This is a genomic window from Desulfobacter sp. (assembly GCF_050177295.1).
This window is the reverse complement of record NZ_JBFXHE010000081.1, coordinates 1-12019: the sequence shown is the minus strand read 5'-3', so window position 1 is coordinate 12019 and position 12019 is coordinate 1. Positions and strand designations below refer to the sequence as shown.

Here is a 12019-nt window from a genome sequence, read left to right as displayed (position 1 = left end):
CTTGCCCCCATCCCTGTCCCCCGGGACACGTATACCCCTTTGGAATTTGCCGCCATCACCATCACCATTGCTTCGGCCGCTACCATTGGGTCAAACATGGTGGATGTGCACAACGGGACCATGAGCAAAGCCCAGGCTGTGGTCAATGGCCTTGCCAAAGGGACTGCGGCTTCGCTTATTCTCTCTTTGACCGATAAAAAAACTCTGGTTGATATCGGCATCACAGCCGCAGCGCTTGCCGGGGCCGGATATTTGATCGATAAAATAATGAAAAAAGGCCCGGATGCCTCGTGTAACTCCCGGGGAACGGATGCCCCATGAATAGCTGTACACGCCGCCCTTTTACCATTGTCAGTGAACTGCCCAACCGGATGCGGCTGAAAGGACGGTTCCTGCGAAATCCGGATCTGGATCCCGATTACCTGGAAGCCTCCCTGGAAACCATACCGGGCGTTGAATCCGCACGATTTAACGGCAGGGCCTCTTCTGCCATTGTCAGGTATGACGGCCGGACAGAAACAAGGGCTGCCGTATTCGGATGCATCCAGGATCTGCCCCTGAGTGTGTTCAACGGAAAAAACGACAGAAAATCGCCTCCTTCGCTGTTGGCCCTGTCGGTGAAAGGGATGCTCTCCCTTACCTGTCTTTTTCTGCCTGCATTATTTGCCGCTCCCCTAGCCCTGGTGCTGTCCGTGCCTGTGATTCTGAGCGGCCTGGTCTGTCTTTGGAACCGGAAGCTGAAGGTTGAGGTCCTGGATGCGGCAGCCGTATCGTTTTCCCTGTGGCGGCGGGATTATTTTACAGCGACCGCCATTGTAACCCTGCTTGCCCTGGGGGAATATTTTGAAAAACTCAGTGAAACGAAAACCACGGGACTGCTTAAAAGCCTGCTAAAACCCCAGACCGACAAAATATGGATAGAAAAGGACGGCCAGGAGATCCAGATATCCTTTGAAGAGGCGGGTATTGGAGACCGGGTGGTTTGCGGGCCCGGTGAAATGATTCCCCTGGACGGCCGGGTGGTGGACGGCGAGGCTGCGATTAATCAAAGTTCAGTGACAGGGGAGTCTGTACCCGTCCATGTCAAGCCGGGAGATGAGGTCATTTCAGGCTCCGTCATTGAGGAGGGCCGCATTATTTTTGAGGCCGTCCATGTGGGCGCGGAAACATCCGTGGCAAGGATTTCAAAATTTTTGGAAGACTCGTTGCGGTATGCATCCGATTCCCAGAAGAAAAGTGATGAACTGGCAGATAAACTGGTGCCCCTCACCTTTGGCTTGGGCGTCGGCCTGTTTGCCCTGACCCGGGATCTTGAAAAAGCGGCGGCTGTGCTTACCGTGGATTACTCCTGCGTGATCAAGCTGTCCAGCCCTGTTGCCGTACGTGTGGCCATGCATACCGCAGCCCTCCAGGGCGTACTGCTTAAAGGTGCCCAGGCCGTGGACAGTCTGGCCAGGGTGGACACCCTTGTATTTGATAAAACCGGCACCCTGACCCGGGGAGAACTTCAGGTGACCGATATATTCAGTGCCCAAGGTCTGGATGAGGACCAGCTTCTCGTACTGGCCGCCTCTGCGGAGGAACATTATGCCCATCCCGTGGCCGCAGCCGTGGTGGGCGCGGCCCGGGGCAGGGGGCTTGGGCTTTCTCCCACCAGCCAGGTGGACTTTATCGTGGCCCACGGGGTGTCTGCCTATATTGACGGTCTCAATGTCCTGGTGGGCAGCCGGCACTTCATAGAGGATGACGAAGGCATTGACTGCTCAGGTGCTGATGAAGCGGCGCTTGCTTTTCAGAAAGAGGGAAAAAGCCTGCTCTATGTGGCCCGGGACGGGAATCTTGAAGGGGTTTTAGGGCTGCGGGACGAACTTCGGCCCGAGGCCCCGGCAGTGCTTGCCGGGCTTAAGGCCGCCGGCATTAAGAAAATTATTATCCTCACCGGAGACACGGAACGTACCGCCAATGCTCTGGCCGCTTCTCTGCCGGATGTGGACGAGGTGTATGCCGGGCTCCGGCCCGAGGATAAAGCCGATATTGTGGACCGGCTCAAGGATAAAGGCTGCTTCCTGGGTTTTACCGGAGACGGGGTGAACGATGCCCCGGCCCTGGTGTCTGCCCATGTGGGGATTTGTCTGCCCTCGGGTGCGGACCTGGCCAAGGAGTCTGCCCAGGTGATCCTGCTCAAGGAAGATTTGAACAGCCTGCTCACTGCCCGGCTGATTGCCGTGCGCTGCCAGGAAACCATACAGCAGGCCTTTGTTTCCGCGGTGTCCCTTAATTCCTCCTTTTTATTGCTGGCCTCCCTGGGATGGCTTCGCCCGGTGGCCGCAGCAATCCTTCACAATATATCCACTTTGGGGATCATCGGGTATGCAGGCATGAGGGAAAGTCAGCTTATTGAAAAGGCTCCAAAGACACCTGAAAAAGGTATCAATATCATTTGCGACAGACTATAGTAAACCCAATAATTGAATTAAAAAAGAGGGAAAAATGTATTCGTCATTGCTTGATGCCCCTGTAAATGAAGAACTTGTACTGCTCCAGATCACCAATCCTGTCCTGGAAAAATGGATGCAACACATGGGGCTGTTTACCGGCGGGCGCATTATCCGGCATGACGAAGACTTTAATTTTAATTCTGTTCGGGTGCACGGGGAAAATGGTGACGTAGTTATTCCGGCAGGCATGGTCATGAAGCTGTATATTCACCTGGAATCCGGGGAAAAGATTCCTTTGAGCCAAATGAAAAAAGGCCAGGAAGGCCATGTGGAGATTCATTCCGGCGGGCGGTTTATTGAAAAGGCCCTGGCGCATTTAGGCCTTCCCGTGAATGGAAATATCCGCTTTATCCGCTCCTTACCCCATATGGATTACCTGGTTTTGATCAACCGGCGGGAAAGAACCCGGCTGTCCGAAGGGGAAACCGCAAGGATATGGGGACACTACCCGGGGAAAGATTCCACCCAGTTCTACTTTGCCAGAAAAGGCCTTGATTTTGAGGTTACGGAAGTGATGGGCGGGCCAAGGGGCGTCAAACACCTGAAAACACACCGGGTGACTGTTGGTGTAAAGCTGACACTGGAATCCATTGACCAGGCCAATTCCCTGCAGGGGCATGGGTCAGGAAGCGCACCCATTGCCATATCAAGTCCGGGGGGACTGCGCCTTTTTCTTACGCCTGAAAAGGCCGGCGCAGTCATCGTCCGGACGGCATTTTAATTTGATGTTGCATTGGCTTCTGTTCTTGCCTCTTCCCACAGCGAACCGTACTTTTCCTTGGCTTTTCCCAGGCCTTGGGAAACACTTTTCTGGGTTTTGTAAACCGTTTTCATGGCCCCTTTGATAACCCGGTCGGACAGACTGGTTTTGGCAATATCCTCTTCCGTCTTTTTTCCGGCTTTTTTGCCTGCTTTATAGGTAAGGTAGCCTGCGGCACCAAGAATAACCCATCCCAGGGGGTGTGCGACAACTGGTACACTCATTATTCTTCTCCTTGATCTGTTGTTTCTGCATTATCTGTTTTTGCATTATCCTCTGGGCCCGGAACTTCCGTAATCCGGGAAGCAGCAGCTTCGTCCTGTCCCTTTTTCTTGCCTGCTCTGTAAAGGGCATATCCGCCTACGCCGAGTATGACCCAGCCCAGGGGGGATGCTGTCAATGGCAGATAAAACATAATGCTCTCCTTAATATGTGAATTTGTGTTAACGGAAACATATTATATATTTCCCATGGATTTAACTATAAGTCTGAAAAATTTTATTGTCAACTATTTAAATTCATTAGTTATTTTAACTACAGCTAACTTGAAATGCAAAAAGTCCAATGTTTGTAATTCCTGAATTTATTTCAGGCAACATGTAAAACCCTATCTGTGTTACTTTTCCGGAAATCAAGTCGTTTTGATGGAGTGCTAATAATTTAATAACAGATTGTGAAATATGTTGAATCCACACATTTTTTTGAATGTTTTTTTCAGGCTTTAGGCTTGTCAGGTGCAGACAGCGCTTTTTGGGATTTTTTCTCAGAATGGTATAGAAAATGGTGCCACAGGGCAGTGCCCGCAAGCAACACACCGGCACCGGTGTGGATGTTTTTCATTAGTTTGTTTCTTTTTAAAAAGGGTGCCGTGATCACCGCAACCCCTAAACTGGCTGTCATGGTGATTTTGGCGATCTCTTTTTTTATTTCAGAATCTATTTTTCCTGGCATTTCTTCGTTTTCTTCGTCTGATGGTTTTCTGGGTTCCTTTTCCGGTTTCCACTGCCAGAGCGCAGGTCAGAACAGTTGCCAGCCCGCAGGCTATGGGTATAAACGGTGCCATATTTCCTCCTGAAAAGCAATTGAATTTATTTATTGTGATAATCTAATGCCAGATATTAGTTCAAACTAATTTTATAGTCAATAAATAATTTTATATGTTGATAAAAATTTTACAAATAGGTAGAGATAAAATTAATGTAATAAAATTAATTAAGACTGCATTAAAAGTTTGAATCAACTAACGAGTTGTGGTAGATTGGCGTTTAAAAATAAATAGTTTAGGCGAAGAAACATATGAATAAAAAATTAAACGGTAGTTCCCAGGCAATCACCCGAAGCCTGTTGAAAAAAAAAGGCATCCGGGTCAGGCAGTTCATCCCCGGCAGGATGCGGGTGCAGGTTGCGTCCTGCCGCCAGGATACCCAAAAGGCCTTGTGGATGCAGAATTTTATGAACCGTCAGATGGGCGTGACCCGGGCAGATGTCCGCGCCCCGAGCGGGTCGGTCATTATCCTGTTTGATCCGCGCAAAACAGATCTTGGCAGCCTGATTCAGGCTGTTCTGGCCCAGGTGTCCCATCCCGTGACCTTTCCCAATGACAAGCCTGCCGGCGGCCTGGCATGTACGGACTGTCTGTGCCCCCTCCATGAAGACGCATCCTTTCCAGCCAAGGCCAGGCGGGTGACATGGCTCTCTTCTGTCATGATTTTTGCTTTGGTCCGAAAATGGATATTCGGCCTGGCGCTGGCCCAGAATCCCCTAAGTTTTCTGGGGGTAGCCGCCATTGCCGGCACCCTTCCTCTGATCAAAGAAGCTGTCAGAGACACCGCAGAAAAGAAAAAAGTGACGGTCAAACCCTTTCTGGCTGCAGGGTCCGTTGCCACGATCCTGATGGGGGAAGCCTTTTCCGCCATCCAGATCCTGTGGATTTATAATGTGGCTGAACTTACCGAAGATTATGTGGCCCAGCGGTCCAGAAAAGCCATTCGCAGCATATTGGAAGTTGCCCCGGCCACTGCCTATGTGATGCGGGACGGCATGGAGATTGAAACCTCTGTGGCCGACATCCGCCCCGATGATGTGGTGGCGGCCCATACCGGGGAGAAGATCCCGGTGGACGGCACCATTCTGGACGGGGACGCCCTGGTGGATGAAGCCAGCATTAACGGCCGCTCGGAAGCAGTGTTTAAGGATATCGGGGACAAGGTCTATGCAGGTACCATTATTTCCCAGGGAACCCTGTTCATCCGTACTGTGAAAACCGGCCAGGATACCTATCTTGCCGGAATCATGCGCATGGTGGAAGACTCCCTTGCCAATAAAGCGCCGGCCGAGCAGAAAGCGGACGAACTGGCGGCACGGCTCCTGAAAATCGGCCTGGCCGCCACGGCAGCCACCCTGGCCCTGACCCTGGATCCTTTGCGGGCCCTGACCGTCATGCTGGTGATGTCCTGCCCGTGCGCCACGGTTCTTGCCGCCTCATCGGCAGTCACCGCAGCCCTGGCCAATGCGGCGAAACATTCCATCCTCATCAAGGGCGGCCTTTATCTTGAAACCGTGGGCAAAACCGATGTCTATTGCTTTGACAAAACCGGCACCCTGACCCAGGACCTGCCCCGGATCATGACCATTACCGGCAGGACTCCGTCTATTTCTGAAGATATGATCCTCTCTCTGGCCGCCACAGCCGAGTCCCACAACCAGCATCCCATGGCCCGGGCCATTCTGGCCGAAGCCGAAAAGCGAAATTTAACTGTTCAGGCCCATGCGGTTTGCGAATTCAAAGCCGGCCGGGGCGTATCATGCAATATCGGCTGCGAGGAAGTAATCCTGGTGGGCAACCGGCGGTTTATGAACGAGCATGAGGTGGATCTGCGCTGGTTTGATAAAAAAGCAGCCGCACAAAGGGCTCTTGGCCGCACCGTTATTTTTGTGTCCAGAAACGGCAGTGCCACGGGTATGATGGGGATTGCCAACCCCATCCGGCCCGAAGCCGTGGAGGTCTTGAATTATCTTAAAGCCGACGGCGTCAAGGCCATTCACCTGGTCACCGGTGACAACAAGGAAGTGGCCCGGACCATGATGGACATCTTTCCCTTTGATGACTGCAGAGCCCCGCTGCTGCCCGAGGAAAAGGCAGACCGGGTGGCGGAACTGCAAAAAGAGCACCGGGTGGTTATGGTGGGCGACGGGGTAAACGATGCCCTGGCCCTGGCCCGGGCCGATATCGGTGTGGCCATCGGGGCCGGTGGCGCTGAAGTGGCCCTGGAAGCCGCAGATATCGCCCTTGCCGATTCCAACCTGGAAGGCCTGATAAAGGTGCGGAATTTAAGCCACCAGACCATGAAGGTTATTGACCAGAACCACTATTTTGCGATTTCCACCGACCTGGGAGGTGCTGCCCTGGGCATGCTTGGGATGCTCTCCCCGGTCATGGCCGGCATGATTCATATTTTCCATACTGCCGGAATTTTAGTCAATTCCAGTCGTCTTTTATCCTGGGAGCCGCCTTGCACACCCATGGGCGGCAGGTCCAAAGACAAGGCAGAACAAAATAAAGAGAACGCCTGGACAGCCGGTCCGGTTGAAAAAGAAAACCACTATGAATTGTGCAGTTAGCATAGCCTTGAACATGGCATCTTTTTTTAGATATAATAAAGATAGGACATTTTTAAATTATATTATAATACTCACATTTTTTTCAGGAGAGATACATGGAAACCCATGACCATCAGTCTCCGGTGGACGCGGCCAGCTCCCATGAGCCTTCAGCCGCTCCAACCGAAAATATGACATCCCAGTCCCAGGCCGGCGCTTCGGTTTCGCCGGCCGCCCAGGCCATGCCCGGCCAGAACCCAGGGGGGCAGTCCCAGGCTTTGCCTGGTGAAGATGCGGCCCGGGCAGCATCCGTTGACTCGTCAGCCCGGACAGCGATCCCGGATCAGCAGGGCCCGGCCGTTTCACAGTTTCCTCAGGGCCAGGCCGCCGGACAGCAGACCCCGTTTCAGCCCAATGTGATTATGGACCCGGCCACGGGCCAGCTTTACTATGCCATGCCCCAGGGGCAGTTCGTTCAGCCGCCGCCCCCAAACGGACAGTATGTATATTACACGACCCAGGCCCCGCCCGAGCAGCCACCTGAGCCCCACCAGCCTGATTACGCCCAGATTATCAAGTCGGTCGAAGATTTTGCCGAAGGCGATGCCTCAGTGGCTGATGTGGTGAAAACCCTGTGGACGGAAACCTCCCAGGACGACCAGTTCTGGAAAGGGGCCGTTGTCGGGGCGGCCGCAGCTTTTCTTTTGACCAGTCAAACCGTGCGCGGGGCCATGGGTAAAACATTTGGAAGCCTTTTTGGGAAAAATGCGGCAGATGTCGCAGCTTCCCCTGGCCCTGAGGTTGATCCGATTACGAAATAAAAAAATATAAAGGAGTTCAATTATGGAAAACGTTTCCGCAACCACCCATACACCGGCTTACCAGACTACGCCGCTGCACCAGTACAGCGCGGTCCAGGTCTATCCGGTCCAGGCCAACCCGGGCCAGAGCTATCCGATACAGAGCTATCCGGCAAAAAACGCAGCATCTCCGGTTACTGTGTCAAAAACCGCAAGTGCGGGCATCTTCGGATTCATCGTCGTCTCCACGGGTACCATGGGGGGCAATCTCAACAAGGTCTCAGCCGGCCAGATGAGTTTTGCCCAGGCCGCCGGTGACAGTCTGGCCAAAGGGGCCATCGGCGGCACGGCAGCGGCCTGCGCAACTGCCGCAGCCACCAGCCTGACCAGCGGCGGGGTTGCCGGTTTAGCCGTCACCCTGGCCGCAGCCACAGGCGTAAGTTATCTGATTAACCGTATCATCGCTTAATTTATAAGGATACTTGATATGACTTATTATATTGACCCCAATACCCAGCAGATGTACTACCAGGCCCCGGCCCAGCCCCAGCAGAATGCAACAGACCCGGCTACCACAGCCGAACCCAAGGTGTATGCCGTACCCCAGAATTACCCGGTCCAGCCGCCCGCACCGGCAACTTCCACATTTTTAGGCCTTGATATCGCTTCAGCCACCTTCTGGAAAGGTGCCGTTATCGGTGCGGGCGTGGCCCTTCTGGTGACCAATGAAACCGTACAGAAAGCTGTGGTTAAAACCGTTTCCAAAGGCATGGCCGCTGCATCCGCCGGTGTCGAAGAACTCAAGGAAAAATTTGAAGATGCCAAGGCAGAGGTGGAAGCCGAAGCCGCGGGCAAAAAATAACAACCTGAAAGACCATGTGTATTCACCGGAACCGGGATGAAATTTAAACTCAGGCAGGCAAAACCGTTCAGAACCCGGATTCAGTTTCCGGGTCTCAGGCACCGGCCAGCCTGCTGTGCCTATGTCCAAAAGCGGCTTGAATCGCTGGAAGGGGTCCCCCTTGCGGCGGTCAGGCCGGCAACCGGTTCCATTGTTCTGGTTCATCCCCAGGGACCTCCGGATCTTAGGGCTGTTATTGACTTTGTCTTTTCTCTGGCGCCTGTCCTCAATGAGATGTCAGCGGATGAGATAGTAGCGGGCGGGAAGTCAGCAGCCCGAACTGCGGTTGAAACTTTACAGAGACCAAATGACACAGACGGTTCCTTTCACGTATCCGGCCCCACTCTTTTTCTTTCCGGCATATATATCGCATGGCTCATGCTCAAGCGGATCTTTGCGCCTGTTCCGGCCCCGGTCACCTTTGCAGCCCGGCTGGTCAGCCTGCCCGGTCTTTTAGCCCTGTGGCTGGCCCTGCCTATCCAGCGCCAGGCCGTGGAGAATTTTAAAAACACCGGCCGGGTGGACATGAGTTTTATCTCCACGGGATTGCTTTATATATCCCTTTTCACCGGCAATATCCTGACAGCCCTGGCCGTGGCCTGGCTGTACAACCTGTCGGGGTGGATGGAATCCCGGATCCGGGAACATACCCGAAAAGCTGTCAGGGACATGCTCACAGGCCGGCGGACCCATGCCTGGAAACTGGTGGACGGCGTGGAAGTGCGGGTGGATGCAGACACCTTGATGCCGGGCGACACCATTGTTTTAAGCCACGGCAACACCGTGCCCGTGGACGGCCGGGTGGTCAAGGGCACGGTTCTGGTGAACGAGTCCGCCATGACCGGAGAGGGCATGCCCGTTGTCAAAGTTCAGGACCAGGCCGTTCTGGCCGGTACCCTGGTGGAAGACGGATATGCCTGGGTAATCGTTGAAAAAACCGGGGATCAGACCCGGATGGCCGCCATTATCCGGCTCATTGAGTCTGCCCGCGCCGATTTAGGGGACGTGGGCCGGGCCAGCCTGAAGATTTCCCAGTACATGGTCCCGGTCTCTTTAGCCCTTGCCGGGGCAGCCTTTTTCATGACCGGTTCGCTGTTTCTGGCCATTGCCACCATGATGGTGACCTGCCCCTGTGCCCTGCGCCTTTCTTCGTCCACGGCTGTATCCGTTGCCATGGGCCAGGCCGCGGCCCGGGGCATTTTAATCAAGGGCGGTTCCCATGTGGAAGCCGCAGGCCGGGTGAATATCCTGGTGCTGGATAAAACCGGCACCCTGACACAGACTGCGGCCCGGGTCACCCGGGTCCAGAATATGGACCGGCGGTACAAGAAAGAGACGATTTTAAAACTGGCTGCCGCCGCTCTTGGGTCCCTGAATCATCCCCTGAGCCGGGCTGTGGTTTTGAAAGCCAGTGAACTCGGACTTGATCTTCCGGCCTGTGAGGCCAAAAAAATGGTTGTAGGGCAGGGGGTGGAAGCCAGGGTGCAAACCAGGACCGGCGTTAAAACCCTTCTGGCCGGATCAAGGAATTTCATGACAGCCCATGGCCTGGACCTGGCTGATACGGCACCGCCATCCCGCCCCGGGACCGGCAGAGGCGCCCGGTCGGATTCCATTGTTTTTGTCGCCCTTGAAAACCATATCCTGGGGTGTATCCATGCGGCCCATGCCGTGCGGCCAGATGCGAGCCCGGACACCATGGCACGGTTGAAGGGCCTTGGCATTTCCCGGATTGTGCTGCTCACCGGAGATACCCGGGAAGGCACCCGGGATCTTATGGGGCAATTGCCCTTTGATGAGGTGCACTGGGGCATGTCACCCGAAGACAAGGCCCGCTGGATTGAACTGAAGAAAAAGGAAACCCCAGGTGCCGTCATCGCCATGGTGGGGGACGGGATCAACGATACTCCGGCATTTTCACGGTCCCATTTAAGCTTTGCCGTGGGTGAAGCCGGGGAGGATCTGACCCTTGAATGCGCGGATATTGTGCTCCAGCAGGGCGGGCTTGGCAAGGTGGCGGAAAGCCTGACCTTGGGCCGGCACGCCCTGTCCGTGATCCGGGAAAGCTATGCCCTGGCCATCGGGCTGAACAGTGTGACCCTGGTGCTGATGCTTTCAGGGCTGCTTCCTCCCTTTGCAGGGGCATTGATCCACAATCTGATCACCCTGGGTGCGGTGACCAATGCAGCCCGGCCACAGATTTAATTTTGCCTCCTGCTTTAGAATCGCCATCGGGAAGGGTTGGTGTTTGATTTTTTTACATCCTGGAAAGATAATTAGCAAAGATTTAAAAATTTTTAAACCAATTTAAAGGGGAGCATAACTACCCATGCCTTGTGTGTCAAGGGGATAGGATTGCTGGTCTTATGCAGGCACGAAAGATGCGTTAGTGAGTCAATCAATAAAGACAGTGAATGGGAGATGCTTATGCCTGATAGACCAAGAATTCTTATTGTTACCCCGGAGGTGACTTATCTGCCGGAAGAGATGGGGTCGTGTGCAGGCTATTCCGCCAAGGCCGGCGGTTTGGCCGATGTTTCGGCAGCCCTGATAAGTGCCTTGTTTGATTTGAACTGTGATGTCCATGTCGCCATACCTGATTACCGTTCCATCTATCATGATTATTCCACCGAAAAGCATGACCGGGAGGTGGAAAAAATCAGGGAACGCCTGGATGAGAAGCGTATCCATTTTGCAGCGGACCGGGCGTTTCTTTATAAGGAAAAAGTATATTCCGGTAGTTATAAAACAAATCTGAAGGTGTCCCTGGCATTTCAGCGGGAGGTGATCAACAACATCATCCCCAGGGTAAAACCGGACATCATCCACTGCAACGACTGGATGACAGGCCTGATCCCGGCCATGGCAAGGCAGTATCGAATTCCCTGCCTGTTTTCCATTCACAATATCCATACCATGACCTCCACCTTGGCCGAGATAGAGGACCGGGGGATTGATGCGGCGTCCTTCTGGCAATGGCTTTATTTTAAACGGCCGCCTGAAAGTTATGAGGAAAGCCGGGAAGTTAACCGGGTGGATTTTCTTTGCTCGGGTGTGTTTTCAGCCCATTATGTTAATACGGTCAGTCCGGCGTTTTTGAAGGAGATCGTTGAAAACCGGCATCCTTTTGTGGAACATGCGCTTCAGACCGAACTTACACACAAATGGGAGGCCGGCTGTGCTACGGGTATTTTGAATGCGCCGGAACCCGAATTCAACCCGGCAGTGGATGAAATGATCCGGTTTAATTACGGGCCGAAAAATCACCGCGAGATGAAACAGAAAAACAAAGCCTTTCTCCAAAAAACCGTTGGCCTTGAGCAGAATCCGGAAGCCCCTTTGTTTTTCTGGCCTTCCCGCCTGGACCCGGTCCAAAAAGGATGCCAGCTGCTGGCCCAGATCATGTACGAGATCATATCACGCTACTGGGAGACCGGGATTCAGATCGTCTCCGTGGCAG

The 12019-nt window shown here is 53.7% G+C and carries 13 protein-coding genes; 9 read left to right on the top strand and 4 right to left on the bottom strand.

Features of this window, described 5'->3' with window-relative positions; translation table 11 throughout:
• The 3 genes from AB7U36_RS08295 to AB7U36_RS08285 form a co-directional block, all read left to right on the top strand.
• Positions 1-321, top strand: a 321-nt coding sequence (locus tag AB7U36_RS08295; RefSeq protein WP_428159317.1) for a hypothetical protein, incomplete at its 5' end; no start/stop codon positions are given.
• Positions 318-2456: a heavy metal translocating P-type ATPase gene (locus tag AB7U36_RS08290; protein ID WP_428159316.1), complete on the top strand. Its 2139-nt coding sequence runs from the start codon at positions 318-320 to the stop codon at positions 2454-2456. The genes AB7U36_RS08295 and AB7U36_RS08290, both read left to right, overlap by 4 nt.
• Before the next feature lie 34 nt (positions 2457-2490).
• Positions 2491-3219: a hypothetical protein gene (locus tag AB7U36_RS08285; RefSeq protein ID WP_428159315.1), complete on the top strand. Its 729-nt coding sequence runs from the start codon at positions 2491-2493 to the stop codon at positions 3217-3219.
• Here AB7U36_RS08285 and AB7U36_RS08280 read toward each other — a convergent pair.
• From AB7U36_RS08280 to AB7U36_RS08265, 4 genes are all read right to left on the bottom strand, one after another.
• Complete coding sequence (locus tag AB7U36_RS08280) at positions 3216-3482, bottom strand: hypothetical protein (protein ID WP_428159314.1); 267 nt, start codon at positions 3480-3482, stop codon at positions 3216-3218. The genes AB7U36_RS08285 and AB7U36_RS08280 overlap by 4 nt on opposite strands.
• Positions 3482-3673: a hypothetical protein gene (locus AB7U36_RS08275; protein WP_428159313.1), complete on the bottom strand. Its 192-nt coding sequence runs from the start codon at positions 3671-3673 to the stop codon at positions 3482-3484. The genes AB7U36_RS08280 and AB7U36_RS08275 overlap by 1 nt, the downstream gene beginning before the upstream one ends.
• A gap of 299 nt (positions 3674-3972) precedes the next feature.
• Positions 3973-4209 (bottom strand): hypothetical protein, encoded by a 237-nt coding sequence (locus AB7U36_RS08270; protein ID WP_428159312.1) that lies wholly within the window; start codon positions 4207-4209, stop codon positions 3973-3975.
• Positions 4187-4321 carry a hypothetical protein gene (locus AB7U36_RS08265; RefSeq protein ID WP_428159311.1) on the bottom strand — a complete coding sequence of 45 codons (135 nt, stop codon included), beginning with the start codon at positions 4319-4321 and terminating at the stop codon, positions 4187-4189. Before AB7U36_RS08265 ends, AB7U36_RS08270 begins: the two co-directional genes overlap by 23 nt.
• A 233-nt stretch (positions 4322-4554) precedes the next feature.
• Here AB7U36_RS08265 and AB7U36_RS08260 point away from each other — a divergent pair, with 233 nt between their 5' ends.
• The 6 genes from AB7U36_RS08260 to AB7U36_RS08235 all read left to right on the top strand — a co-directional run.
• Positions 4555-6879, top strand: a complete 2325-nt coding sequence (locus AB7U36_RS08260) for a heavy metal translocating P-type ATPase (RefSeq protein WP_428159310.1) — start codon at positions 4555-4557, stop codon at positions 6877-6879.
• Positions 6880-6974: 95 nt separating this feature from the next.
• A complete protein-coding gene (locus tag AB7U36_RS08255) occupies positions 6975-7679 on the top strand; it encodes a hypothetical protein (RefSeq protein ID WP_428159309.1) in 705 nt (234 codons plus the stop codon).
• 22 nt (positions 7680-7701) lie between these two features.
• The gene (locus AB7U36_RS08250; RefSeq protein WP_428159308.1) at positions 7702-8127 is read left to right on the top strand and encodes a hypothetical protein; all 426 of its coding nucleotides are present in this window, start codon (positions 7702-7704) and stop codon (positions 8125-8127) included.
• An 18-nt stretch (positions 8128-8145) separates the two neighbouring features.
• Positions 8146-8520, top strand: coding sequence for a hypothetical protein (locus AB7U36_RS08245; protein WP_428159307.1), 375 nt, complete (start codon positions 8146-8148; stop codon positions 8518-8520).
• A 36-nt stretch (positions 8521-8556) separates the two neighbouring features.
• Entirely contained in the window at positions 8557-10764 is a 2208-nt protein-coding gene (locus AB7U36_RS08240; protein ID WP_428159306.1) for a heavy metal translocating P-type ATPase, read from the top strand.
• 222 nt (positions 10765-10986) lie between these two features.
• The coding region (locus tag AB7U36_RS08235) for a glycogen synthase (protein WP_428159305.1) at positions 10987-12019 on the top strand (1033 nt) is incomplete at its 3' end.

Bases quoted from the DNA above. Each gene is read 5' to 3' on its own strand.
- AB7U36_RS08290 (WP_428159316.1), top strand. From the start codon at position 318: ATGAATAGCTGTACACGCCGCCCTTTTACCATTGTCAGTGAACTGCCC.
- AB7U36_RS08285 (WP_428159315.1), top strand. From the start codon at position 2,491: ATGTATTCGTCATTGCTTGATGCCCCTGTAAATGAAGAACTTGTACTG.
- AB7U36_RS08280 (WP_428159314.1), bottom strand. From the start codon at position 3,482: ATGAGTGTACCAGTTGTCGCACACCCCCTGGGATGGGTTATTCTTGGT.
- AB7U36_RS08275 (WP_428159313.1), bottom strand. From the start codon at position 3,673: ATGTTTTATCTGCCATTGACAGCATCCCCCCTGGGCTGGGTCATACTC.
- AB7U36_RS08270 (WP_428159312.1), bottom strand. From the start codon at position 4,209: ATGCCAGGAAAAATAGATTCTGAAATAAAAAAAGAGATCGCCAAAATC.
- AB7U36_RS08265 (WP_428159311.1), bottom strand. From the start codon at position 4,321: ATGGCACCGTTTATACCCATAGCCTGCGGGCTGGCAACTGTTCTGACC.
- AB7U36_RS08260 (WP_428159310.1), top strand. From the start codon at position 4,555: ATGAATAAAAAATTAAACGGTAGTTCCCAGGCAATCACCCGAAGCCTG.
- AB7U36_RS08255 (WP_428159309.1), top strand. From the start codon at position 6,975: ATGGAAACCCATGACCATCAGTCTCCGGTGGACGCGGCCAGCTCCCAT.
- AB7U36_RS08250 (WP_428159308.1), top strand. From the start codon at position 7,702: ATGGAAAACGTTTCCGCAACCACCCATACACCGGCTTACCAGACTACG.
- AB7U36_RS08245 (WP_428159307.1), top strand. From the start codon at position 8,146: ATGACTTATTATATTGACCCCAATACCCAGCAGATGTACTACCAGGCC.
- AB7U36_RS08240 (WP_428159306.1), top strand. From the start codon at position 8,557: ATGAAATTTAAACTCAGGCAGGCAAAACCGTTCAGAACCCGGATTCAG.